This is a genomic window from Nocardiopsis sp. M1B1, assembly GCF_052466615.1.
In genome coordinates this window covers 1,049,720-1,073,820 of the sequence record NZ_CP196194.1, presented here as the reverse complement: position 1 = coordinate 1,073,820, position 24,101 = coordinate 1,049,720, and the positions used below count along the sequence as shown (strand labels likewise).

Here is a 24,101-nt window from a genome sequence, read left to right as displayed (position 1 = left end):
CGGGCGCACACCCGCCCGGGGGGCTTCCGGCCGCCCCGCCCGCGGGGGATGGCCCGCGGGGTCGGCCGGTCCGCGAGGCGCACCGGGTGGATACTGGGGCCGTCGCGCCCGCTCCGGCCGACCGGGGCGCCACCGTGCCACCGTGAAGGCCCCAGCCACTCCGGGCCAGCCGTGCACCCGACCCGAACGACGTCGTGAGGTCCCGCGCCCATGAAACCCCTTGACCCGCGCCTGGTGCGCACCGCAAGCGCGGTACGCGCGCACCTGGCCGTCTCCGTGGCCAGCGGAGTGCTCATCACCGGCCTGATCCTGGTCCAGGCCTGGCTGCTGGCCCGCGCCGTCACCGGCGCCTGGCGGGGCGAGGGGCTGGACACCCTGGGCTGGGTGGTCGGCGCGGTCGCGGCCGTCGCCGTGGTCCGGGCCCTGCTGTCCTACGTGGCCGAGACCTCCGCGCTGCACAGCGCAGCGCGCACCAAGTCGCAGCTGCGCCGCCGCCTGGTGGCGCACGTGACCGGGTCGGGCAGGGTGTGGGCCGCGGAACCGGGCAGCGAGCGAGGCTCGCCCAAGGCGGGCGAGCTGGTCACCCTGGCCACCCGGGGCCTTGACGCGCTCGACGACTACTTCGCCCGCTACCTGCCCCAGCTGGTCCTGGCCGCGATCGTGCCGCTCGCCGTGCTGGCGGTGGTGTTCTGGGCCGACTGGATCTCGGGGATCGTCATCCTGGTGACGGTGCCGCTGATCCCGGTGTTCATGGCGCTGATCGGCATGCACACCCAGCAGCGCACCGACCGGCAGTGGAAGCTGCTGAGCCGACTGGGCGGACACTTCCTGGACGTGGTGGAGGGGCTGCCGACCCTGGCCGTGTTCCGCCGGGCCAAGGCGCAGGCCGAGATCCTGCGCCGGGTGGGCGAGGACCACCGGCGGGCGACGATGGGAACGCTGCGGATCGCCTTCCTGTCGGCGTTCGCGCTGGAGCTGCTGTCCACCCTGGCGGTGGCGCTGGTCGCGGTGGAGGTGGGCCTGCGCCTGCTGGGCGGCCACATGGACTACCAGACGGCGCTGCTGGTGCTGATCCTGGCGCCGGAGGCCTACCTGCCGCTGCGGGAGGTGGGCGCCCGGTTCCACGCGAGCATGGAGGGCGTGTCCGCCGCCGAGCAGGTGTTCACCGAGCTGGAGCGCGGACGCGAAGCGGCGCGGATCGGGACCGCCGCCTCCGGCGACACCGCGAAGGCCCCGGCGACGGGGGCCGGCGGCTCCTGCGCCCCTCCCCCGGCGACCGGCCGACCCGCGCCCGCCGCCGGGGGCGACATCCGCTTCGAGGACGTGGAACTGCTCTACCCCGGACGGGACGTGCCCGCCCTGTCCGGACTGGACCTGGAGGTGGCGGCCGGGGAGCACCTGCTGCTCACCGGCCCCAGCGGGGCGGGCAAGTCCACCCTGCTGTCGCTGCTGCTGCGGCTGAACGATCCCACCCGCGGGCGCGTCAGCGTGCGCGCGCCCGGCGGGCGGTGGGAGCCCCTGGACGGGATCGACGCCGACGACTGGCGCCTCGGCACCGCCTGGGTCCCCCAGAACCCCTACCTGTTCGACGTGTCCGTGGCCGACAACATCCGCCTGGGCGCACCGGCCGCCTCCATGGAGCGGGTCCGCGAGGCGGCCCGGCTGGCCGAGGCCGACGCGTTCGTCCGCGCCCTCCCCGACGGCTACGACACCCGGCTCGGCGAGCGCGGCGCCCGCCTGTCGGCCGGGCAGAGGCAGCGGATCGCACTGGCGCGGGCGCTGTGCCGGGACGCCCCGCTCGTCCTGCTGGACGAGCCCACCGCCCACCTGGACCCGGAGAGCGCCGCGGCGGTGCGCACGGCCGTCGCCCGGCTCCTGGAGGGCCGGACCGCCGTCATCGTCGCCCACGACACCGGCTGGGCGCGCGGCGTCCTCGGGGACACCCTGCGGACCGCGTCGCTGCCGCTGCCGCTGCCGACCCAGGAAGGGAGCGTGTCGCGATGAGCTCCGACACCACCGCCCCCGACACGCTCCGGGTACCCGAGCGCGAACGCCGCCGCGACCCGCTGCTGCGGATGACGGCCCTGGCCCGGCCCCGCGGGGGCCGCTTCGCGCTCGGCGTGCTGCTGGGCGCCGCCGCGACCGGCGCGGCCGTGGCCCTGCTGGGCGTGGCCGCGTGGATGCTGGCCACCGCCGCCGACCACCCGCCCATCACCGCTCTGGGCGTGGCCGTGGTCGCCACCCGCGCGCTGGGCGTGGGCCGCGGGGTGGCCCGCTACCTGGAGCGGCTGGTCACCCACGACGCCGCGTTCCGCACGCTGGCCGAGGTCAGGGTGCGGGTGTACGAGCGGCTCGCCAGGACCGAGCCGTTCGGCCGCTTCCGGTCCGGCGACCTGGTGTCCCGGCTGGTCAACGACACCGAGGCCACCCTGGACCTGCTGGTGCGCGGCCTGACGCCGCCGCTGGTCTCGGTGGTGACGGGCGGCGCCACGGTGCTGGTCCTGACCGCGCTGTACGTCCCGGGCGGGCTGCTGCTGGCGGCGGGTCTGCTGTTGGCGGGGCTGGCGGTGCCGCTGGCCGCGGCCGCGCTGGGCCGGGAACCGGGCAGGCGCCAGGCCAGAGCGCGCGGGGAGCTGTCGACGGCCCTGGTGGACACCCTGCACGGGGCCCCCGACCTGGTCGCCTACGGCGCCATGGACCAGCAGGTGGCCCGGGTGTACGCGGCCGACGAGGAGCTGACCCGGCTGGCGCGCAGGGACTCCGCGATCCTGGGGCTGGGCGCCGGGGCGAGCGCGCTGATCACCGGGCTGACCGTGTGGGGCGCGCTGTTCCTGGGTGTGGCCGCCGTGGCGGGCGGAACACTGGACGCGGTGTCGCTGGCGGTGCTGGTGCTGGTGACGCTGGCGGCGTTCGAGATCGTGGCACCGTTGCCCGCCGTGGCGGCCAGGCTGGGGGCGATCCGGGCGAGCGGCGTCAGGCTGTTCGGGGTCCTGGACACCCCGCCCGCGGTGGCCGCGCCCACCCGCACGGGCTTGGACCCGGACGGGGACGCCACGGTGCGGGTACGGGACCTGCGGGTGCGCTACGGCCCCGGGGAACCGTGGGCGCTGGACGGGGTGGACCTGGAGATCCCCGCCGGGTGGACGGTGGCGGTGATCGGCCCCAGCGGCGCGGGCAAGAGCACCCTGGCGTCGGTGCTGCTGCGGTTCCGCGACCCGGACGGCGGCCTGGTGGAGATCGGCGGGGAGGACGTCACGTCCTACCCGGCCGACGAGGTGCGCGGGGTGGTGTCGGGGGTGCCGCAGGACCCGCACGTGTTCGCCTCGACGCTGCGGGAGAACCTGCGGCTGGCCCGGCCGGGCGCGGAGGACGACGAGCTGTGGGAGGCGCTGCGGCGCGCGCGGCTGGCCGACGAGGTGGCGGCGACTCCCCGGGGGCTGGACACGGTGGTGGGCACGCACGGCCTGGGCCTGAGCGGCGGGATGGTGCAGCGGCTGGCGCTGGCCCGCGCCCTGCTGGCGGCGCCCCGGGTGCTGGTGCTGGACGAGCCGACCGCCCACCTGGACCCGGACACGCGCGACGCGGTGGTGGAGGACCTGCTGGCCGCGGCCGAGGGGTACTCCACCCTGTTGGTCACGCACGACATGACGGGCCTGGACCGCGTGGACCGGATCTACGTGGTGCGCGACGGCCGGGTGATCCAGCAGGGCACGCACGAGGAGCTGTCCCGGCGGGAGGGCTGGTACCGCGACGTCAGCGCGGACTGAGTCTCGTGAAACCGCCTCCCATCGAACACATATTCGCTACCTTCTCCCCAAGGAGCCAACAGCGCCAGGAGAGGCATGACGGAGAAGCACGGCGGTTTACACAGCGAAACACGGATATCCATGGCGGACGGCACAAGAAAGCGCCTTGCCCAAGTAGAAAATGGTGACGAAGTACTCGGCACCGACCGTGGCATTCGCGTCGTCTCGACCCAGGTGTCCGAAGTGCACTGCGCAGGACCAGGAGCTTCCTGGACAAAACTCTCGGGAAGGCGGTTGCGGGCGGGACGCGGAAGTTCCTTCTTCTCCCTGATATCCAGTCCCGAGCACCGCGTCTGGTCCCCAGGTCCGGACACCTACACACCGGTTGGAGAGTACTCACCCAGCCAGCGAGTCACACTGCTGCGCAGCGAACACGACCTGACCCCCTGCCAACGCTCCGTACTGCTGGGGAAACTCCTCGGCGACGGACACCTCCACAAGGCCCGGTCCGGGAGCGCGTCCGTCGTGTGGGGACATCGGCAGGCCGACGAGGAATACGTCCGATGGACCCTTCGGGCTCTCGGAGATCTCGCCAGCACCACCACACGAACGTTGACCAGCGGCTACGGATCAACCATTATCACCGCACGCTCAACCTTCCACCCGAGCGTTGCGGAATGCTTCGGGGAAATGACCGCAAGTGGAAAGAAAAGGGTCACTCCCTGGATCGCTGACTACCTCGATCCGCTCGCTCTGGCGTTCTGGTACATGGATGACGGATCGCTCTGCCATACAGAAGGGCAGGAGGATCGGGCAACGCTTTCCACCTGCGGTTTCGACGAGGATGACTGCCGCGTACTCCTGAAGGGGCTACGCAGACTCGGCATCGCGGGGACACTCATGCGAGACGGTCGGGGATACCTCACGATCCGTCTCAACAGTGCCGCCGCGGAATGCCTGTTCCTGCTCGTCGCTCCTTATGTCCCTCCTGTGATGCAACGAAAGCTTCCGGGACGCTATCGCGGCCACAACGGCTGGCTGCCGCCAACTGGGGAGAGGCAGTTCAGGCCACAGCTTGTACCCCAGTTGGTGGAACAGGTTGAGAGCAACGTCCAGAGCAAGAGGTCTGCTTGGCGTACGTCAAGCCGCTATGCGATCACCACGGGTACACACAATCTCTTCGCCAACGGCCTCCTCGTGCATGACTCGACTTGAGAGCCTCAGCCCCGGATCTGACAGCGGGAGCGGTCTCCTCTAGGGTTCCCCCGTGGCCAATCCTGTTCGTGAGTTCCTCGGTGGCGTCGGCGCCCTCCTGCGCGGCTTCACCCTGCTGTTGCGTAAACCGCGCCTGTTCCTGCTCGGCGCCCTTCCCGCCCTGATCACGTCACTGGTGTTCCTGGCGTTGTTCGTGCTCCTGGTGGTGAATCTGACCGACCTGGCCGACTGGGCGACGCCCTTCGCCGACGGCTGGGACCCCCTGTGGCAGGGACTGCTGCGCGGCGCCGTGTCCGTGGCGGTCCTGGCCGGGTCGCTCCTGCTGATGGTGGTCGCGTTCACGACGGTCACGCTGACCCTGGGCGGGCCGATCTACGACAAGGTCACCGAACTGGTCGAGAAGGAGCTGGGCAACGACCCCGGCGAGCTCGACGAGCCGCTGATGGCGTCGATGTGGCGGGCCGTCCGGCAGTCGCTGGCGGTCGTGGCGGTGTCCCTGCTGGTGACGGTGCTCGTGTTCGCGATCGGTTTCATCCCGGTGGTGGGACCGGTGGTCGGTTCGGTGCTGGCCGCCGTGCTGGGCGGGTGGCTGCTGGCGGTCGAACTGCTGGCGAGCGCGTTCGACCGGCGGGGGCTAACGACCATCCGCGAGCGGCGCCGGTACATGGGCACGCGGCGGGCGCGGGTGCTGGGCTACGCGGTGCCGACGTACTTCCTGCTGGCGATCCCGTTCCTGGCGGTCGTGGTCTTCCCCGCCGCCACCGCGGGCGCGGTGCTCCTCACCCGCGAGCTGGTGCCCGCCGCGCCGACCCGGCCGGACCCCGCCGGACCCCTGCCGGGGCCGGGCGCTCCGGACGGACCGCTCCCCGGCGGACACGGTCAGGGCTGACCGGAACCGAACCCTCCCGGCGCCACCGGCGGCGATCAGCGTTCCGCCAGCCGGAGCCGGGGTCGTCCACAGGCTGGCGGGAAGGGCCGGTGGCTCGGTCGCGGTGGGCGTAGGCTCGCGAAGGGACCTCCGTGGGCCCGTCTACCCGGGCGGGCCCACCCCCGTGTACCAGTATCCTCGCGAACGCGGAAGGCGGGCAACCGCCCGGTCGCCCGCCTGTGGAGATCCCGGCCCGGGCCTTCGCCCGCGCGGAGGGCCCCTCTACCGCAGGCCGGGGGCGCGGCGCAGCGCCGTGGAGATCATCCGCTCCACCAGGGCCGCGTAGTCCACGCCGGTGGCGGCCCACATCTGCGGGAAGGCCGATGCCGGGGTGAAGCCGGGCATGGTGTTGAGCTCGTTGACGAGGATGTCGCCGTCCTCGGTGTAGAAGAAGTCCACGCGGGCCAGGCCCTCGCACCCCATCGCCTCGAACACCTCGGCGGCCAGCGCGCGCAGGCGCGCCGTGGCCTCCTCCGGGAGCTCGGCCGGGATGGTCAGGCTGCTCGTGGACAGGTACTTGGCCTCGAAGTCGTAGAAGTCGAAGCCGTCGGCGACGTGCACCTCGGCCGGGACGGACACGTCGGGCGTGCCGCCGTCCTCGGACTCCAGCACGCCGCACTCCACCTCGCGGCCCACGACCTGGGCCTCCACCAGCACCTTGGGGTCGTGCTCGCGGGCGGCCTCGACCGCGGCGGCCACCGCGTCGGCGTCGGAGGAGTCCTCCACCTTGCTGATGCCCACGCTGCTGCCCGCGCGGGCGGGCTTGACGAACACGGTGGCGCCCAACTCGGCCACGTCGTCCAGCACCCTCTTGCGCTCGGTGCGCCACTGGCGGTCGGTGATGGCCACGAAGTCGCTGGTGGGGATGCCGTTGCCGCGCAGCATGGCCTTCATGAAGACCTTGTCCATGGAGGCGGAGCTGGAGAACACCCCGGCCCCGGCGTAGCGCACGCCCATCATCTCGAACAGCCCCTGGATGGTGCCGTCCTCGCCGAAGGGGCCGTGCAGCAGCGGCAGCACCACGTCCACCCCGGCCAGGCGCTCGGGGCCCTTGACCGGGTCCACGACCATCAGCTGGCCCGCCGAGTCGAAGGGCAGCGCGAGGTCGACGCCGTCCTCGGACACCGACGGCAGCGCGCTGGTGCCCGCGTCGATGCGCAGACTCTCGGGGTCGCCCGAGGTCAGCACCCAGTTGCCCGTGCGGGTGATACCGACCGGCACGATCTCGTAGCGGTCGTGGTCGACGACGGACAGCACGCTGCCCGCGGTGACGCAGGAGATCTCGTGTTCGGAGCTACGCCCGCCGAAGACGACGGCCACCCGAATCTTGCGCTGTTCGGACGACATGCTGCCTGACCCTATCTCGCCGTTGGTTGGAACCGGAGCGGGTGGAACCCCGCGGTGTGTCAGCTGTCCCCGCCGAGGGCCGACAGGGCGTCCTCGACGAGGTCACGGGGGTCCTCCAGGCCGACGGAGAACCGTACCGCCCCCGGTGAGATGCCCGCGGCGGCCAGTTCCGGCTCGCTCATGCTGCGGTGCGACGTGGAGGCGACGTGTCCGGCGAGCGTGTGCGTGCCGCCCAGCGAGGCGGCGATGGTGGCCACGCGCAGCCGGTCGGCGAAGGCCATCCCGGCCTCGCGTCCGCCGCGCGGGTGCACGGTCACGACCGCGCCGTAGCGGCCCTGGTCGAACAGCTTGTCGGCGAGCGCCGACTGGGGGTGGGAGGCCAGCGAGGGGTGGTCGACCCGCTCCACCAGAGGGTGACCCTCCAGTGCCGCGGCGAGGGCCGCCGCGCTCTCGCACTGGCGCTGCACCCGCAGCGGCAGCGTCTCCAGCCCGCGGTGCAGCAGGTAGGCCTCGTCGGGGGCCAGGCAGGGGCCCAGGTCCACGCGCGCGGAGCGGATGCGCGCGATCAGGTCGGGGGAGGCCACGGCCACGCCGCCGGTGGTGTCGCTGTGGCCTCCGATGTACTTGGTGGCCGAGTGCACGACCACGTCGGCGCCGTGCTCCAGGGGACGGCACACGGCCGGGGAGGCGAAGGTGGAGTCCACCACCAGGACGGCGCCGGACTCGTGGGAGATCCGTGCCAGCTCGGGCAGGTCGGAGACGGTCATGGTGGGGTTGGACAGCGTCTCGGTGAACACCATCCGGGTGTCGGGTCCCACGGCGGCGCGCACGGCGTCGGGGTCGGTGATGTCCACGAAGTCGGTGCGCACGCCGAACCGGCGCAGCAGTCGGTCCAGCAGCGAGTGGGTGTTGCCGTAGATGGACTGCGAGGCCACCACGTGGGATCCGGCCTCGGTCAGCGCCATGAACACCGTGCTGAGCGCGCCCATGCCCGAGGAGAAGGCCTGTCCGCGCACCGGGCCCGGCACCCCGGCGCCCTCCAGGGCCGCGACCGCGTCGGCGAACGCGTCCACGGTGGGACTGTCGATGCGCGCGTAGGAGTAGCCCTGTCGGGTGCCCGCCAGCACGTCCGCGTACTCCTGGGAGGTGTCGAACGCGTAGGTGGTGGCCCGGTGGACGGGCATGCGCATCGGGCGCTCGGCGGGAACCGGCGCCTGCGGGAGGGAGACCGCCCGCGTGTACTCGCCCTCGGCCCCGGCTCCCGCCGCGGACCCTGGTGTGTGTGACATCGTGCTCGCTCTCAGACCCCGTAGCGCTCGGGCTTGGCGCTGCGCGCCATGAAGGCGGCCAGCGCCTCGGCCGGGCTCAGGTCGTGGTGCATCATCTTGACGACGGCCTCGGTGATCGGCATGTCGACCCCGTGGGCCCATCCGAGTTCCAGGACGGATTCGGAGGACTTGACCCCCTCGGCCGTCTGCCTGGTCTCCGCGACGACCTGTTCGAGGGTTTTGCCAGCGCCCAGTTTCTCACCGAAGGTCCGGTTTCGCGACAGCGGCGACGAGCATGTCGCGACCAGGTCGCCCATTCCGGCCAGGCCGGACAGGGTGTGCTCGTCCGCGCCCAGGGCCACGGCCAGGCGGGTGGTCTCGGCCAGGCCGCGGGTGATGAGGGACGCCTTGGTGTTGTCCCCGAAGCCCATGCCCTCGGCCACGCCGACGGCCAGGCCGATCACGTTCTTCATCGCGCCGCCGATCTCCACCCCGACCAGGTCGGTGCTGGTGTAGGGGCGGAAGTAGGCCGACTTGAACAGGCTCTGGAGCCGCACGGCCGTCGGCTCGTGCGGGCAGGCGACCACCGCGGTGGCGGGCTGGCGCTCGGCGATCTCGCGTGCCAGGTTGGGGCCCGACACGACCGCGATGCGCTCCTCGGAGTACTCCAGGACCTCGGCGATGATCTGGCTCACCCGCATGCGGGTGCCCAGTTCCACACCCTTCATGAGGCTGACGACCACCGCGTCCTCGCGCAGGTGGGGGCGCCAGTCCACGAGGTTGGCCCGCAGCGTCTGCGACGGCACCGCCAGCACCACCACGTCGGCCTCCGCCAGCGCCTTGGGGGCGTCGGCGGTGGCGCGCAGGCGCGGGTTGAGGGCGATCCCGGGGAAGTAGTCGGGGTTCTGCGAGGTCTCGTTGATCGCGTCGACCACCGAGGAGCGCCGCCCCCACAGGACGACCTCGGCGGCGGGGCCGTCCGGGCGGCGTTGCCCGGCCAGGTCGGCCGCGTCCGCGATGATGTTCGCGAACACGGTGCCCCACGACCCCGCGCCGAGAACGGCGATCCTCACGTCGTCGGTACCCATCGGCTCCCTCATGCCCCCGCGCTGTTCCCGCTGTTGTCGCTCTTCGCCCCGGCCTGGTCGTCGGCCGGCGCCGTGCTGTCCGCCGCGGCGGGCGTGCCGCCGTCCACGGAGGGCCGCTCCTCGCTACCGGCGGCCGCGGCCCGCGTCCTCCTGGGGTCGTAGGGGACCGCGGGCGGCTCCTCTCCGCGGATCCGCGCCTGGAGGGCGGTGATGTCGGCCATGATCGCCTCGGTGGCCTCCCGCAGGACCGTCCCGGTCAGCGGCTGGTCCCGGAACCGGGACAGGTCCACGGGCGGTCCGGCCAGGAACTCCACGCGCTTGCGCGGGAACAGCCTGACCTTCTTGGTGCCGTAGGGCATGATGTGCTGTTCGCCCCAGTGCGCCACCGGGACCACGGGCACGCCCGTGGTGAGGGCCAGGCGCGCCACGCCGGTCTTGGCGGCCATCGGCCACAGGTTCGGGTCCCGGGTGCAGGTGCCCTCGGGGTAGAAGATCACCGAGGCCTCGTCCCGGGTGAGCGCCAGCTCGGCCTCGTGGAGCGCCTTGACGGCGTCGGTGCTGCCGCGCTTGACCGGGATCTGGCCGGTGCTCCTGGCCACCGCGCTCACCACGGGGATGCGCATGACCCCCTCCTTCATGGTGAAGGTCGGCCAGCGCCGGGCACCGATGTAGAGGAAGTGGGCGACCGTGAGCGGGTCCGCCAGGGACAGGTGGTTGAGGGCGATGATCGCGCCGCCCTTGTCCGGGACGTGCTCGGTGCCCTTCCAGTCCGGCTTGGTCACGAACCACAGGACGAACCGGACGATCCGGGAGACGACCGCTTTCACCCACCGGGATTCTCGTTGCTTGGCCACGGGACTCCTCACTCCATCACTCCGGGCCCGTCGAGGCCGCACAGCACAACCGATTCAGTGTAGGGCGTGTTCGGCGGACGCGACCCGTCGCGGGCGGCGCAGCCGACGGCTCCTCCCCGAACGCCTACCCTCGTCACTGTCGTGCCGTACCGACGTTCCGGAGGGACCGTGACCGGCTGTGGAGAACAGGGCGGGGCGCCGTGCCCCGGGGCGCGCTGGTCCCTGGTCGTCCCGGTGAAGCGCCTCGGCCGCGCCAAGACGCGGCTGGCCCCGGCCGCGAAGGGGCGCCGCGAGGACCTGGCGCTGGCCATCGCCTGCGACACGGTGGCCGCGGCGCGGGCCTGCCCCGGGGTGGCGGCGGTGTTCGTGGTGACCGAGGACGCGCGCGCGGGCGCCGAACTGGCCCGGTCGGGCGCGGTGGTGGTGGGCGGCGAGCCCGGCACGGGGCTGAACCCGGCGCTGGAGCACGGGGCCGCCGTCGCGCGGCGGCGCCTGCCCGGGCTCGGGGTGTGCGCCCTGTCCGCCGACCTGCCCGCGCTGCGCCCCGAGGAGTTGGAGCGGGTCCTGGCCGCGGCGGCCGGGCACGGCCGCTCCTTCCTGCCGGACGCTCCCGGCGTGGGCACGACGCTGCTCGCCGCCGCGCCCGGGCACCCGTTCACCCCGGCCTTCGAGGGGCCCTCGCGGGCCCGCCACCTGGCCGGGGGCGCCAGGGAGCTGGTGGTGCCGGACGTGGCGTCGGTGCGGCGCGACGTGGACACGTTCGAGGACCTGCGCGCCGCGGTGGCGCTGGGCGTGGGCCCCAGGACGCGCGGGCTGTGGGCGCTCGTGGGAGGCGGCCTGAGTCCGCAGAGCGCGCCCTGAGCCCTCCTGAGACCCCGGTGCGGCCTTCCCGGTGCGGCCTTCCCCGTCCCTCGTGCGCCGCAGGGACCTCGTGCGCCGCGCGTGCGCCCCATGAACCCCACAAGGCCCTCAAGCACCCTCCTGGGGCTTCTCCTGAGCCACATGAACCCCGGCACCCTCTCGGCTCCCCCTGCGTCCCATGAGCCTCACGGGGCCACAAACACGTTCCGCCCGGGCCCCCTCGAAGGGGACCCGGGCGGACGGACCCGTCGCCGTGCGGTGGCGGGTTACTTCTTGTCGCCGTTGACCAGAGCCTTGAAGTCAGCGCCAGCGCGGAACTTCGGCACGAAGCTCGCGGGGACGTTGATGGTGGCGCCGGTGGCGGGGTTGCGGGCCGTACGGGCCGCGCGCTCGGACTTCTCGAAAACGCCGAAGCCGGTGATGGCGACCTTGTCGCCCGACGCCACGGTGGCCTGAATGGTGTCAAGCACAGCGTTGACCGCTTCGGTCGCGGTCTTCTTGTCTCCGAGCCGATCGGAGATCGCGTCGATCAGGTCACGCTTGTTCATAAGGTTCCTCCGGTTCCCCCTTGCTCGCACGAAATTAGGGGAAGCAGAGGCCCTTACACAAATACAAACGCCTACGGGCAGGGCGTGTCGGGGCCATCCCCACCTGCGGGGCAGCTTCCGGGGGGCTCCGGTCCAGACCGGAGCCGCCCCTGACTTCAGTCCCTTTTGACCCCTTCTGCGAGCCTCAAATGCCTACGTATAACCGGATTCCGGGCACGAGACACGCTGAGCTTAAGGACGGAAGACCCGTAAGCAGGCGCTCACAGCATGTAAAGGTAAAATATTTCTGGACCGGGGGTGTCCTGCGTCACACAGGCCACGGATCCCCGGCCCAGAAGCCGATCAGTGTCTAGAGGGTCACCGGCAGCCAGGGCTTGCGGGTGCCCTCGAACTCCCCGATCTCGTCCGTGTGGCGCAGGGTCAGCGCGATGTCGTCCAGGCCCTCCAGGAGCCGCCAGCGGGTGTAGTCGTCCAGCTCGAAGGACTCCCGCACGTCCGCGGCCGGAACCCGCACCTCGCGCTCGACCAGGTCCACGGTCACCTCGGTGGCGGGGTCGGCCTCGACGGCCGCCCAGACGCGGTCGATGACCTCCTGGGCCAGCAGGACCGTCAGCAGGCCGCCCTTGAGCGAGTTGCCGCGGAAGATGTCGGCGAAGCGCGAGGACAGCACGGTCTTGAAGCCGTAGTCCTGGAGCGCCCACACGGCGTGCTCGCGCGAGGAGCCCGTACCGAAGTCCGGCCCGGCCACCAGCACGGACGCACCCTGGTACTCGGGGCGGTTGAGGACGAAGTCGGGGTCGGACTTGCGCCACTCGGCGAACAGGCCGTCCTCGAAGCCGGTCCGGCTGACCCGCTTGAGGTAGACGGCCGGGATGATCTGGTCGGTGTCGACGTTGCTCGCGCGCAGCGGCACGGCCCGACCGGTGTGGACGTCGAACTTCTCCATGAGAGGTCTCTCCTAACGGGGCGCGCTAGAGGGCGGCCAGGTCGGCGGGCGAGGACAGGGTGCCGCGCACCGCGGTGGCGGCGGCGACCTGCGGCGACACCAGGTGGGTGCGTCCGCCGCGGCCCTGGCGGCCCTCGAAGTTGCGGTTGGAGGTGGAGGCGCTGCGCTCGCCGGGCTTGAGCTGGTCGGGGTTCATGCCCAGGCACATCGAGCAGCCCGCCTCGCGCCACTCGGCGCCGGCCTCCTCGAAGACCCGGCCCAGGCCCTCCTCGTTGGCCTGCTCCTTGACCCGCATGGAGCCGGGGACGACGAGCATGCGCACGCCCTCGGCCACCCTGCGGCCGCGGATGATCTCGGCGGCGGAGCGCAGGTCCTCGATGCGGCCGTTGGTGCACGAGCCCAGGAAGACGGTGTCCACCCTCACCTCGCGCATGGGCGTTCCGGCCGCGAGGTCCATGTAGGCCAGGGCCTTCTCGGCGGCGGCGCGGGCGGAGGGGTCCTCGAACGAGGCGGGGTCGGGCACGGAGGCGTCCAGCGGCACGCCCTGGCCGGGGTTGGTGCCCCAGGTGACGAACGGGCTGAGCTCGTCGGCGTCCAGCACGACCTCGGCGTCGAAGACCGCGCCCTCGTCGGTGCGCAGGCTCTTCCAGTGCTCGACCGCGGCGTCGAAGTCCTCGTCCCGCGGCGCGTGCGCCCGGCCGCGGATGTAGTCGAACGTGGTCTGGTCCGGGGCGATCATCCCGGCGCGGGCGCCCGCCTCGATGGACATGTTGCACACGGTCATGCGGGCTTCCATGGACAGGGCCTCGATGGCCTCGCCCCGGTACTCGATGACGTAGCCCTGGCCGCCGCCGGTGCCGATCTTGGCGATGACCGCGAGGATGACGTCCTTGGCGGACACCCCCGGACGCAGCGTGCCGTTCACGGTGACGGCCATCGTCTTGAAGGGTGCCATCGGCAGGGTCTGGGTGGCCAGGACGTGCTCGACCTGGCTGGTGCCGATACCGAACGCCAGGGCGCCGAACGCGCCGTGGGTGCTGGTGTGGCTGTCGCCGCAGACGATGGTCATGCCCGGCTGGGTCAGGCCCAACTGGGGGCCGACCACGTGCACCACGCCCTGCTCGATGTCGCCCATCGGGTGCAGCCGCACGCCGAAGTCGGAGCAGTTCTTGCGCAGCGTCTCGACCTGCTTGCGGGAGACCGGGTCGGCGATGGGGGCCAGCAGGTCCTGGGTGGGGACGTTGTGGTCCTCGGTGGCGATGGTCAGGTCCGGGCGGCGCACGGACCGGCCCGCCAGGCGCAGACCCTCGAAGGCCTGCGGGCTGGTCACCTCGTGGACGAGGTGGAGGTCGATGTAGAGCAGGTCCGGCTCGCCGTCGGCACGTCGGACGACGTGCTCCTCCCAGACCTTCTCGGCCATCGTGCGTGCCATGGGCGATCGCCTCTCTCGTAATCGTCTCGGGCGCGTCTCGTGTGGAGCCCTGCGCGGACTGCGGCCTGACTTGCATTCCATATTTCGAGACGGCAATATCAAGCCATGGACAACTCTAGCTCATCCAGCGGCGTCGGTGTCCTGGACAAGACCATGTCCGTCCTCGACGCCCTGGAGTCGGGACCGGCGTCCCTGGCCCAGTTGGTACAGATCACCGGTCTGGCCCGGCCGACGGCCCACCGGCTGGCGGTGGCGCTGGAGCGCCACCGCATGGTCACCCGCGACAGCCAGGGGCGCTTCGTGCTGGGCCCGCGCCTGGGTGAGCTGTCGATAGCGACCGGCGAGGACCGGCTGCTGGCCGTGGCCTCCCCCGTCCTGGTGCAGCTGCGCGACCTGACCGGGGAGAGCGCGCAGCTCTACCGCCGCCAGGGCGACCTGCGGGTGTGCGTGGCCGCCTCCGAGCGCAGCAGCGGACTGCGCGACACGGTCCCGGTCGGCAGCGAGTTGCCCATGAACGCCGGCTCGGCCGCCCAGGTGCTGCTGGCCTGGGAGGACTCCGACCGGATCCGCCGCTCCCTGCTGGGGGCGCGGTTCACGGCGGCCAGCCTGGCCCAGGTGCGCCGCCGCCGCTGGGCCCAGAGCGTGGCCGAGCGCGAGCAGGGCGTGGCGTCGGTGTCCGCGCCGGTGTCGGGTCCCGGCGGGCGCGTGATCGCCGCCGTGTCGGTGTCGGGCCCCATAGAGCGCCTGACCCGCTCCCCCGGCCGCATCCACTCCCAGGCGGTCCTGTCGGCGGCGGAGAAGATCAGCGAGTCCCTGCACAGCTACGAGGGCGCGCACTAGCCGGGCGGCACCGCCTGTCGGGCCGTCGGGGAGACGGTCCGCCGGGCGGGTGTCGGGGTGAAGCGCCCGGTGACGGTCCTCCGCCCGGGAGCGGGGGCGAGGGGGGCTCTTCCGCGGCGGCCCGCCGCCGGGGACCGGTCCCGTGCTCAGGCGCCGACGAGGTCCATCGGCGACCGCGCGGTGATGGGCGCGGTCTTGGTGGACGCGCCCTCCGACGCCACGGTGAACTCGCTCTCGGGCGACAGGGCGATCATCCCCAGCCAGTCGCGCACGGTCATCCCGGGCACCAGCTCGGTCGCGTCACCGCGTTCGCCCTCCCCGTCGACCATGACCAGGGCGTGGATGCGGTTGGTCACCGTGGCGAGCACGACCGGGTGCTCGAACGCCTCCAGCCTGCGGAAGACGTCCACCGCCTCGTCCCGGGGCGAGCAGACCAGCACCGTGTAGCGGCCGCGGGCGTCGCGCACCCGCGGGTTCTTCACCAGGTAGTGGATGAACTCGCGCGTGGTGCGGGCGTGCGCGGCCAGCAGCTTGGCCACCCGGCGCGCGTCGGGGCTGTTGGCGTGGCGGACCAGGGCGAGCTCGACCTTGCGCGAGGTCTGGAGCAGCCAGTCGATCTCGGACATCTCGGTCCGCGTGGGTCGCAGCTGACCGTCGTCCAGGCCGATCCCGCGCAGCCACGCGTTGACCTCGGACCACAGCCACACCAGGGAGCGGCCCACGGCCGCCTCGGGCGCGGGGAAGGGGACACCGTCGTGGCGCTGCCCACGGACCCACTGGTCGACGTTCTGCCTGCTCCGGCCGGTGATCTCGGCGATGTCGGAGACCCCGACCAGCTCCCGGTCGAGGCGGACGATCCGCACGCCGGGCACGGTCACGTGGACGCGCTCCACCAGCGACCTGGCCGCCGTGACCGCGTCCGGACCGAGCGCGGCCACGGACAGGCGGAGGGATCCGTGCCAGGAGGAGACGAGGGCGTCGAAGCTCTCACTGAGGGCCTGGACGGTGTCGTGGTCGTCCAGGTCGAACCCATCCACGACGAAGACGAACTCGTACTCGGCCATCGGCCTCGCCTTCCTCCGGAGCGTCCTCCGGTGTGCGCCGGTCTACCGGCCGCGGTCAACGGCCGCGGCTTCCCCGAACCCGCCGGGCGCCGCCCATCCGTTGGCAAACGTCAACACGAGGATACCCGGAACGGCCGGACCCCACCACGGCCGGGGTTCACCCGAACCGCCCGCGACCGGACGGACAGGCCTCACTCGCGGGGTCCGCCCGCGCCCCGCCGGGGGTCGTCCGGGGGCATCGGGCAGCGCCGCGCCTCCTGCCGGATGCGGCGCGCGGCCCGACCGGAGTTGCGCGGCGTCCCGGGGACCTGGATGCGGGTGCAGCCGCAGTCGCAGTACAGACGCCCCCAGTGTCCCTCCTGCCTCAGCACCCACCCCTGTTCGCACAGGTCCTTGAGGACCTCGCGCAGCTCCTTGTCCTGGTGGTTGCCCGGACCGAGCTCACGGCCGGTCACGGCGCGCCCGGGGGCGCCGGTCCGGTCCGGACGGCTGGGGGGAGGGGGTGGCTCTTCATACGCTCCGACAGGGGTTGGGGGCCGGGGAACCGCGCCCGCCCAGTATCCCAGGGGCGTCGCGGCACCGCGGACCCGCCTTCCGCGGCCCGGGACGGGCCGGCGCGGCTCCGGAGGGCTCGCGGGGCCGGAGAACACGAAAGGCCCCATCCTGGTGGATGGAGCCTCACCTGCTGGTACCCCCGAGCGGATTCGAACCGCCGTTACCGCCTTGAGAGGGCGGCGTCCTAGGCCACTAGACGACGGGGGCCGGACTGGTCCGGGCGGACCTCTACTACGATACCCGCCCCAACCGGACACCGGTGGCATGCACCGGCCAGAAAGAAAGCCCCCACCTGGTGAGAGCTTCTCCCTCTGTGTACCCCCGAGCGGATTCGAACCGCCGTTACCGCCTTGAGAGGGCGGCGTCCTAGGCCACTAGACGACGGGGGCGCGCTTTCGGGTCTGCGACCCGCGCGATCAGCGACTCAACGCTGACCTGCGCTGGGGTACCAGGACTCGAACCTAGACTAACTGAACCAGAATCAGTCGTGCTGCCGATTACACCATACCCCAGTGCTCTGGGAGGACCCGGTCCGCTTTCGCTTTCCCGTCCCCCTCGGCGACGTGGACAACTCTAGCGGACATTCGGAGTGGTCGCGAACCGGAATCGGGGCGGCCGGGCTGTGGCTCCGACCACCCCCGTCCGCCTCAGGACCCGGCGGGGCCGTCCTGTGCGTCCAGCTTCGCCAGGGCCGCGGTCAGCCGCTCCTGGACGCGCTCGCGGCCGAGCAGTTCCAGCGACTCGAACAGCGGCAGGCCGACGGTGCGGCCGGTGACCGCGACGCGCACGGGGGCCTGCGCCTTGCCCAGCTTCAGGCCCAGCGAGGCGCCGACCTCCTCGGTGGCGGCCTTGAGGTCCTCGGCGGCCCACGGCAGCTCCGGGTCGGCGAAGCGCGCCAGGGCGGCCTGGAGCATCTCCCGCCCCACGCCCGGCTTCATGGCCTTGGCCCAGCTCTTCTCGTCCTCCACGGGCTCGCGCAGGAAGAGGAAGTCCACGTTCGGCACGATCTCGCTGAGCACCGCCACGCGGCTCTGCGCGAGCGGGGCGACGGCGGCGAAGACCGCCGGGTCGTAGTCGGCCGGGTCCCACGGGGCCGCGTCGCCGGTCAGCCACGGCTGGCAGCGCTCGACGAACTCCTCGGCGGAGAGCTCGCGGATGTACTCGCCGTTGAAGGCGCGCAGCTTCTTCTCGTCGAAGAAGGCGCTGGAGCTGTTGACGTCCTCCACCCGGAACAGCGGCTGCATCTGCGACCAGGGCATGATCTCGCGGTCGTCGCCCGGCGCCCAGCCCAGCAGCATGAGGTAGTTGACCATCGCCTCCGGCAGGTAGCCCTCCTCCTGGTAGGACTCCAGGGCGACCTTGTCGCGGCGCTTGGAGAGCTTCTTGCGCTGCTCGTTGACGATGACCGGCAGGTGCGCCCACACCGGCGGGGTCAGCCCCAGCGCCTCCCACAGGAGCTGCTGCTTGGGGGTGTTGGACAGGTGCTCCTCGCCGCGGACGACGTGGGTGATGCGCATCTCGACGTCGTCGACGACGTTGGCCAGCACGAACAGGGGCGAGCCGTCGGCGCGGGCGATCACGAAGTCCTCGATGGCGGAGTGCTCGAACTCCACACGGCCGCGGATCCGGTCGTCCACGACGGTGGGGCCGCCCTCGGGCACGCGGAAGCGCAGGGCCCGGCCCGGGCCGGGCGCCAGGTTCCGGTCGCGGCAGAAGCCGTCGTAGCCCAGGTTGGGGTTGTCGCGCCGCTCCTGCACCTCCTCGCGGGTGCAGTCGCAGTAGTAGGCACGGCCGTTCTTGTACAGCTCCTGCGCGGTCTCGCGGTGCTTGTCCGCGTACTCCGACTGGAAGTAGGGGCCCTCGAAGTGCGGGTCGTCCTCGCCGATGCCGAGCCAGGCCAGCGCGCGGATGATGCCCTCGGTCCACTCCGGGCGGTTGCGGGCGGCGTCGGTGTCCTCGACGCGCAGCACCATGCGGCCCTCGGGCCGCTGCTGTGCCAGCGCCCAGTTGAACAGCGCGGAGCGCGCGCCGCCGACGTGGAACATGCCCGTGGGGGACGGGGCGAAGCGGGTACGAATCGAAGTCTCAGTCACGCGCCCAGGGTATCCGCGCCGGGCAGGGGCCCGGGGAAACCCGCTGGTCCCCGCCGCGCGCACGGGGCCGCTCCCCCGGCCGGGGCCGGGCCGGGGCGGGGCTGTGGGCGGCGCCCCCGCCTCACTCCCCCGCGGAGGCGGTGGGCAGCGGGCGCGGGTAGGGGCGGCCGATCCCGTAGCCCTCCGCGAGGGCGTCGGCGAAGGCCGCGGCGATCTTGACCTCCCCGCGCGCGTTGGGGTGGGTGCCGTCGTAGGTGTCGGCGGCCGCGTCCCAGTCCTCGCCGCCCGCCACGTCCAGGCTGATCACCGGCGAGCGCTCCGTGGACGTGTCGGCGGCGACCTCTCGGATCAGGACGTTGTAGGCGTACACGCGCAGGGCGAAGCCCTCGTCGGACTCGGCCAGGGCGATGGGCGGGGTCTCGGCGAGCACGACGCGCAGGTGCGGGTTGGCCTCGCGCGCCGCCTCGACGTAGCCGCGCAGCCGGTACTCCATCTCCTCCATCGTGACCGGCCACAGCAGGTCGTTCACGCCGAGCATGACGCACAGCACGTCCGGGCGGTGGACGCGGACGTCCTCCCGGATGGAGGAGGAGGCGTCGCGCAGGGTGCGGCCCCACAGGGCGTTGTGGTCCTGGTCGAAGTCGGGGTCCCGGTACTCGGCGGTGTCCGGGTCGCCGTCCGCGCCCGGCCAGACGGTGCCGTCCTCGGGGAGCCGCTCGTCGGGGGCGGAGGGGCCCGCCCCGGGGGTCGGCCCGCCGTCGCCGTCCTCCTGGTAGTCCTCGGCCGGGTCGCCGTCCGGGCTCGGCGTCGCCTCGTCCTCGGTGGTGGGGACCGGCAGGATCATGTCGCGGCTCGCGGGGTCGCTGTAGGGGCCGACGAAGTCCAGCTCCTCCACGTGCGGGGAGAGGTGGTTCCACAGGTGGTAGCGCCAGGTCCGGTCGCCGTTGGCGCCCTGGGTCATCGAGTCTCCCGCCAGCATGATGCGGTGCGGTTCGCTCACGGGTCCCCCTGTCGGTGTGCCGGTGCCGTCCTCGCCGCCGTCGGTGCGCGTGACCGCCCAGTAGGCGGTCCCCGCGGCCAGCAGCACGAGGGCGAGCGCGCCGGCGAGGACGAGGGCACCGGTGCGGCGGCGTCGGGGGACGGTCAACGGACTGCCTTCCACTCGTGCGCGGGTCGGCGGCGCGGGCGCCGCCGACCCCTTGGGCCGCGCGGGACCGGCGCGCGGAGCCGGGCCCTCAGTCGCGGGCCACCACGCGGTTGGTGATGGTGCCCAACCGCTCCACCGTGACCGAGACCTCCTGGCCGACCTCGACCGGGCCCACCCCGGCGGGGGTTCCGGTGAGGACCACGTCACCGGGGAGCAGCGTCATGAAGGAGGTGACGTAGGCGATGACGTCCGGGATGTCGTGGATGAACTGCGACGTGCGCCCGTCCTGGCGCGTCTGGCCGTCCACGGTGGTGGTGACGGCCAGGTCCTGTGCCTCCTCGATGCTCATCCCGGTGGTGATCCAGGGGCCGATGGGGCAGAAGGAGTCGAAGCCCTTGGCCCGCGTCCACTGCTTGTCCTTCTTCTGCAGGTCGCGGGCGGTGACGTCGTTGGCGACGGTGTAGCCGAAGATGACGTCCTTGGCGCGCTCGCGCGGCACCTCGCGGCAGGGGCGGGAGATGACGATGGCCAGCTCGCCCTCGTAGTCCACCCGCTCGGAGACGGCGGGGCGGAAGATCGGGTCGCGGGGCCCGGTCACGGCGGTGGAGGGCTTGAGGAAGACGACGGGCTCGTCGGTGGACTCCCCCGTGACGTCCTTCATCTCCGCGACGTGGTCCGCGTAGTTCTTGCCGATGCAGACCACCTTGGTCGGCAGCACCGGTGACAGCAGCCGGACGTCGGAGAGCTTGGCCCGCTCGCCGGTCAGCTGGATGTCGCCGATGAGGGGGTGGCCGCTCAGCCGGGCGACGAACTCCTCCCCGGTGTCGGAATCCTTCTCTACCAGGCCGAATCCGACCTCGTCACCGGACGCGAACCGCGCGATGCGCACCTGATGCCTCCCAGCAGCCCTGTTGTCTCGCTTGCGGTTGAAGGGTATCGGCGCGGCGGGCGGCCGGAAGCGGACGGGGCCCGTCCGGGGGGAGTCGAAGGACACATCCGGACCGCGCCGCGGACGGCACCAAAGCACACGGAAGCCGCGAAGGACCGCAGGACGTTCAAGCCCTCTCGTACCTGCTCTTCCCGGACACTGCCTTGGCCTTTCCTTGGGCCGGACTCTGGCATGCTGGGTCCGTCGTCCGCCGTCGAGAGGCTGGTTCCCGTGCCCACGTCCGCTTCGCCCGGGGGTCGCCCCCGTGCCCGGCACCGCAAGCGCCGCCGGTACCCGATGGGTCTGGCGCTGGGTCTGTGCCTGGTCTCCGGGGCATCCACCGTGCTCATGGTGAGCGTGCCCGGATACGGGCCCGACCTCGGCGACCCCGCCGAGACCTCCGCGTCCGGACCGGTCGGCGACGGGGTTCCCGAGGAGGGCGGCGACCGGAGCACCTCCGCGGAGGGCCGGGACTCGGCGGGCGGGGCCGCCGCGCCCGGAACGGAGCCCTCCGCCGACCCCGCCGAGCGGACCGAGGAGGAGGAGACCCCGCTGCTGCTCCGCTCCGTCGAGGAGGAGGTCGAGAGCGCCGACGGCGAGTTCTCCGTGCTGGAGGGCGAGAGCGACGTCATGGGCGACGGCCCGGTGACCACCTTCGCCGTGGAGGTCGAGAAGGGGCTGCCCGGGGACTCCGAGGACTTCGCGGCCGCCGTGGAGGAGATCCTGGGCGACCCGCGCAGCTGGGGCGACGACGGCGAGCGCGCGATGCAGCGGGTGGACGGCGACGACGCCGACGTCCGCGTGCTCCTGGCCGCCCCGGACACCGTGGACCGGCTGTGCGCCCCGCTGAACACCGACGGGTACGTGTCCTGCGCGAACGGGAACCGGGCGATCATCAACCAGAACCGCTGGGTGTCGGGCGTCCCCCACTTCGAGGACGACCTGGAGACCTACCGGATCTACCTGATCAACCACGAGGTGGGCCACACCCTGGGCCACGGCCACGTGGACTGCCCCGGCGAGGGGGAGCCGGCCCCGGTGATGCAGCAGCAGACCCTGGGCCTCCAGGGGTGCGAGCCCAACGGCTGGGTCCACCCCGACAACGACTCCGAGGACTGAGGGGCCCGTCCGGAGGCCGTCCGTGCTTTTCGGGCCGACCGCGCACACCCGATCGGTGACTCTGTGTATCTATTCGGAAACGAAAAGCGACGTCCGGGCCGTCGTGAAGGGCGGCCGCGGCCGACGCGAGGGGGCGGGGCGATGATCGCCCCGCCCCCTCGTCCGCTCCCCGGCATCCGCGAGGCCCCGGTTCCCGGGTACCGCCGGTCAGTCCTGCGGGTAGCCCTGGCGGAGGAGCCCGTAGGTGACGGCCTGTTCGAGGGCGACCCAGGACGCGTCGACGACGTTGGGCCCCACGCCCACCGTGGTCCACTCCCCCGCCCCGTCGCTGAAGGTGACGAGGATGCGGGTGATGGCGTTGGTGCCGGAGCTGCCCTCCAGGATGCGGACCTTGTAATCGGTCAGCTCCAGCCCGGCCAGCGCGGTGTACACGCTCTCCATGGCGCTGCGCAGCGCCCGGTCCAGGGCGTTGACGGGGCCGTTGCCCTCCGCGGTGGCGATCACGCGTTCGCCCTTGACCCGCAGCTTGACGGTGGCCTCGGTGAGGCTCTCGTAGTCGCTGGACAGGGGGCTGGAACCGGCCCGGGGGCGGCGTTCGGTGATGACGCGCCAGGACTCGGTGTCGAAGTAGCGGACCGGCTGCCCCAGTTCCTCGCGCAGCAGCAGGTCCAGGGAGGCGTCGGCGGCCTCGAAGCTGTAACCCGACAGCTCCAGCCCCTTGACCCGCTCCACGGCCCGCCCCGACAGGGCGCGGTCTCCGGACAGGTCCAGCCCCAGTTCCTTGGCCTTGAGTTCGATGGAGGCGCGCCCGGCCATGTCGGAGACGAGCATGCGCATGGTGTTGCCGACCAGCGCGGGGTCCGTGTGCTGGTACAGGTCGGGGTCGACCTTGATCGCGGAGGCGTGCAGCCCCGCCTTGTGGGCGAAGGCCGACACCCCCACGTAGGGCTGGTGCGTGTCGGGGGTGAGGTTGACGATCTCGGCGACGGCGGTGGCCACACGGGTCATCTCGGCCAGGCAGCCCTCGGGCAGGACCTCCTGGCCGCGCTTGAGCGTGAGCGCGCCGACCACGGAGAAGAGGTTGGCGTTGCCGACCCGCTCGCCGTAGCCGTTGGCGGTGCACTGCACGTGGGTGGCGCCCGCGTCCACGGCGGCGAGGGTGTTGGCGACGGCGCAGCCGGTGTCGTCCTGGGCGTGGATGCCCAGGCGTGCGCCGGTGGCCTCGCGGACCTCGGTGACGATGCGGGTGACGTCGGTGGGGAGCATGCCGCCGTTGGTGTCGCACAGGACGACGACGTCGGCGCCGGCACCGGCGGCGGCGCGGACCACGTCGAGCGCGTGGTCGGGGTTGTGGAGGTATCCGTCGAAGAAGTGCTCGCAGTCCACGAACACGCGTTGGCCGTGTTCGCGCAGGTGGGACACCGTGTCGGCGATCATGGCGAGGTTCTCGTCGAGGGTCGTGCGCAGCGCGCGCTCGACGTGCCGGTCGTCACTCTTGGCGACAAGGGTGACGACCGGTGCGCCGCTGTCGCGCAGTGCGGCCACCTGTGGGTCGTCGGCGGCCCGCACACCGGCACGGCGGGTCGCGCCGAACGCGGTGAGTTGCGCGTGCTCCAGCGTCAGCTCTCGTGAAGCCCGCTGGAAGAACTCGGTGTCCTTGGGGTTGGCCCCCGGCCACCCTCCCTCGATGAACGCCACCCCGAAGTCGTCCAGCAGCTTCGCGATGGCCAGCTTGTCGGAGACCCGCAGGTTGATCCCCTCGCGCTGGGCCCCGTCGCGCAGCGTGGTGTCGAAGACGTGGAAACTGTCGTCCCTCATGGGTGGAACTCCCGAAGGTGGATGCTGTGGTGTGGCCGACCGGGCCCCGCCAACAAAAAAGACCCCTCGTGGACACGAGAGGTCAGCGCGCTGGCGGCGTCCGATGGTCAGCCAGCGCGCCTCACGATAATGAGCACCTGAGACGGCATGAGGTCAGTGTGCCACACGGTGGCGGAGTTCTCGGTGCTCACCGGCAGATTGTCCCACCATGCGAGACGCTGGTTTCTCACACCGGACATACCCGACACCCCGCCGCAGGCTTCCCCGAGCACCGTCGTCCCGCGTGGACCGCCCGGGAGCGCCC

Annotated in this window: 20 protein-coding genes and 3 tRNA genes; 7 read left to right on the top strand and 16 right to left on the bottom strand. The window is 72.4% G+C overall.

Annotated elements, in window-relative coordinates; genetic code table 11:
* Window positions 1-210: 210 nt before the first annotated feature.
* The 4 genes from cydD (at window position 211) to ACSTA4_RS04830 (ending at window position 5,850) form a co-directional block, all read left to right on the top strand.
* Window positions 211-2,004, top strand: a complete 1,794-nt coding sequence (gene cydD, locus ACSTA4_RS04845) for a thiol reductant ABC exporter subunit CydD (RefSeq protein WP_444962556.1) — start codon at window positions 211-213, stop codon at window positions 2,002-2,004.
* Window positions 2,001-3,767, top strand: coding sequence for a thiol reductant ABC exporter subunit CydC (gene cydC / locus ACSTA4_RS04840; RefSeq protein WP_444962555.1), 1,767 nt, complete (start codon window positions 2,001-2,003; stop codon window positions 3,765-3,767). Before cydD ends, cydC begins: the two co-directional genes overlap by 4 nt.
* A 75-nt stretch (window positions 3,768-3,842) precedes the next feature.
* Window positions 3,843-4,961 (top strand): hypothetical protein, encoded by a 1,119-nt coding sequence (locus ACSTA4_RS04835; protein WP_444962554.1) that lies wholly within the window; start codon window positions 3,843-3,845, stop codon window positions 4,959-4,961.
* 52 nt (window positions 4,962-5,013) lie between these two features.
* The gene (locus ACSTA4_RS04830; RefSeq protein WP_444962553.1) at window positions 5,014-5,850 is read left to right on the top strand and encodes an EI24 domain-containing protein; all 837 of its coding nucleotides are present in this window, start codon (window positions 5,014-5,016) and stop codon (window positions 5,848-5,850) included.
* Between the two features lie 261 nt (window positions 5,851-6,111).
* On the opposite strand, the gene ACSTA4_RS04825 is transcribed toward ACSTA4_RS04830, so the two are convergent.
* Genes ACSTA4_RS04825 through ACSTA4_RS04810 form a run of 4 tightly spaced genes read right to left on the bottom strand, consistent with a single transcriptional unit; the run spans window position 6,112 to window position 10,446 of the window.
* A complete protein-coding gene (locus tag ACSTA4_RS04825) occupies window positions 6,112-7,236 on the bottom strand; it encodes a D-alanine--D-alanine ligase family protein (RefSeq protein ID WP_212641418.1) in 1,125 nt (374 codons plus the stop codon).
* Window positions 7,237-7,295: 59 nt separating this feature from the next.
* Window positions 7,296-8,525: a trans-sulfuration enzyme family protein gene (locus tag ACSTA4_RS04820; RefSeq protein WP_444962552.1), complete on the bottom strand. Its 1,230-nt coding sequence runs from the start codon at window positions 8,523-8,525 to the stop codon at window positions 7,296-7,298.
* A gap of 11 nt (window positions 8,526-8,536) precedes the next feature.
* Window positions 8,537-9,592, bottom strand: coding sequence for an NAD(P)H-dependent glycerol-3-phosphate dehydrogenase (locus tag ACSTA4_RS04815; RefSeq protein ID WP_444962551.1), 1,056 nt, complete (start codon window positions 9,590-9,592; stop codon window positions 8,537-8,539).
* Between the two features lie 8 nt (window positions 9,593-9,600).
* Window positions 9,601-10,446 carry a lysophospholipid acyltransferase family protein gene (locus tag ACSTA4_RS04810; RefSeq protein WP_444962550.1) on the bottom strand — a complete coding sequence of 282 codons (846 nt, stop codon included), beginning with the start codon at window positions 10,444-10,446 and terminating at the stop codon, window positions 9,601-9,603.
* 168 nt (window positions 10,447-10,614) lie between these two features.
* Here ACSTA4_RS04810 and cofC point away from each other — a divergent pair, with 168 nt between their 5' ends.
* A complete protein-coding gene (cofC, locus tag ACSTA4_RS04805) occupies window positions 10,615-11,307 on the top strand; it encodes a 2-phospho-L-lactate guanylyltransferase (protein ID WP_444962549.1) in 693 nt (230 codons plus the stop codon).
* Between the two features lie 266 nt (window positions 11,308-11,573).
* Here the strand turns inward: cofC and ACSTA4_RS04800 are convergent, their stop codons facing one another.
* The 3 genes from ACSTA4_RS04800 to leuC form a co-directional block, all read right to left on the bottom strand.
* Window positions 11,574-11,855 carry an HU family DNA-binding protein gene (locus ACSTA4_RS04800; RefSeq protein ID WP_013151244.1) on the bottom strand — a complete coding sequence of 94 codons (282 nt, stop codon included), beginning with the start codon at window positions 11,853-11,855 and terminating at the stop codon, window positions 11,574-11,576.
* A 349-nt stretch (window positions 11,856-12,204) separates the two neighbouring features.
* Window positions 12,205-12,801, bottom strand: a complete 597-nt coding sequence (gene leuD / locus ACSTA4_RS04795) for a 3-isopropylmalate dehydratase small subunit (RefSeq protein WP_212641423.1) — start codon at window positions 12,799-12,801, stop codon at window positions 12,205-12,207.
* Between the two features lie 25 nt (window positions 12,802-12,826).
* Window positions 12,827-14,233 (bottom strand): 3-isopropylmalate dehydratase large subunit, encoded by a 1,407-nt coding sequence (gene leuC / locus ACSTA4_RS04790; protein WP_248773606.1) that lies wholly within the window; start codon window positions 14,231-14,233, stop codon window positions 12,827-12,829.
* 153 nt (window positions 14,234-14,386) lie between these two features.
* Here leuC and ACSTA4_RS04785 point away from each other — a divergent pair, with 153 nt between their 5' ends.
* Window positions 14,387-15,073: an IclR family transcriptional regulator gene (locus ACSTA4_RS04785; RefSeq protein WP_019608647.1), complete on the top strand. Its 687-nt coding sequence runs from the start codon at window positions 14,387-14,389 to the stop codon at window positions 15,071-15,073.
* Window positions 15,074-15,219: 146 nt separating this feature from the next.
* Here the strand turns inward: ACSTA4_RS04785 and ACSTA4_RS04780 are convergent, their stop codons facing one another.
* The 8 genes from ACSTA4_RS04780 to ACSTA4_RS04745 all read right to left on the bottom strand — a co-directional run bounded on the left by ACSTA4_RS04780 (window position 15,220) and on the right by ACSTA4_RS04745 (window position 20,821).
* Entirely contained in the window at window positions 15,220-16,137 is a 918-nt protein-coding gene (locus tag ACSTA4_RS04780) for a helix-turn-helix transcriptional regulator (RefSeq protein WP_444962548.1), read from the bottom strand.
* 191 nt (window positions 16,138-16,328) lie between these two features.
* Window positions 16,329-16,592 (bottom strand): hypothetical protein, encoded by a 264-nt coding sequence (locus tag ACSTA4_RS04775; protein ID WP_013151239.1) that lies wholly within the window; start codon window positions 16,590-16,592, stop codon window positions 16,329-16,331.
* A 231-nt stretch (window positions 16,593-16,823) separates the two neighbouring features.
* A tRNA-Glu gene (locus ACSTA4_RS04770) sits at window positions 16,824-16,899 on the bottom strand.
* A 109-nt stretch (window positions 16,900-17,008) separates the two neighbouring features.
* Window positions 17,009-17,081, bottom strand: a tRNA-Glu gene (locus ACSTA4_RS04765).
* Window positions 17,082-17,132: 51 nt separating this feature from the next.
* Window positions 17,133-17,204 (bottom strand) — tRNA-Gln (locus tag ACSTA4_RS04760).
* Window positions 17,205-17,339: 135 nt separating this feature from the next.
* Entirely contained in the window at window positions 17,340-18,785 is a 1,446-nt protein-coding gene (gene gltX, locus ACSTA4_RS04755) for a glutamate--tRNA ligase (protein ID WP_444962547.1), read from the bottom strand.
* 121 nt (window positions 18,786-18,906) lie between these two features.
* A complete protein-coding gene (locus ACSTA4_RS04750) occupies window positions 18,907-19,932 on the bottom strand; it encodes a GDSL-type esterase/lipase family protein (protein WP_444962546.1) in 1,026 nt (341 codons plus the stop codon).
* A gap of 88 nt (window positions 19,933-20,020) precedes the next feature.
* Window positions 20,021-20,821, bottom strand: a complete 801-nt coding sequence (locus ACSTA4_RS04745) for a fumarylacetoacetate hydrolase family protein (RefSeq protein ID WP_444962545.1) — start codon at window positions 20,819-20,821, stop codon at window positions 20,021-20,023.
* Between the two features lie 336 nt (window positions 20,822-21,157).
* Here ACSTA4_RS04745 and ACSTA4_RS04740 point away from each other — a divergent pair, with 336 nt between their 5' ends.
* The gene (locus ACSTA4_RS04740; RefSeq protein ID WP_444964098.1) at window positions 21,158-21,979 is read left to right on the top strand and encodes a DUF3152 domain-containing protein; all 822 of its coding nucleotides are present in this window, start codon (window positions 21,158-21,160) and stop codon (window positions 21,977-21,979) included.
* Window positions 21,980-22,186: 207 nt separating this feature from the next.
* Here ACSTA4_RS04740 and cimA read toward each other — a convergent pair whose 3' ends face one another.
* Window positions 22,187-23,797 (bottom strand): citramalate synthase, encoded by a 1,611-nt coding sequence (cimA, locus tag ACSTA4_RS04735; RefSeq protein ID WP_416025609.1) that lies wholly within the window; start codon window positions 23,795-23,797, stop codon window positions 22,187-22,189.
* Between the last annotated feature and the right edge of the window lie 304 nt (window positions 23,798-24,101).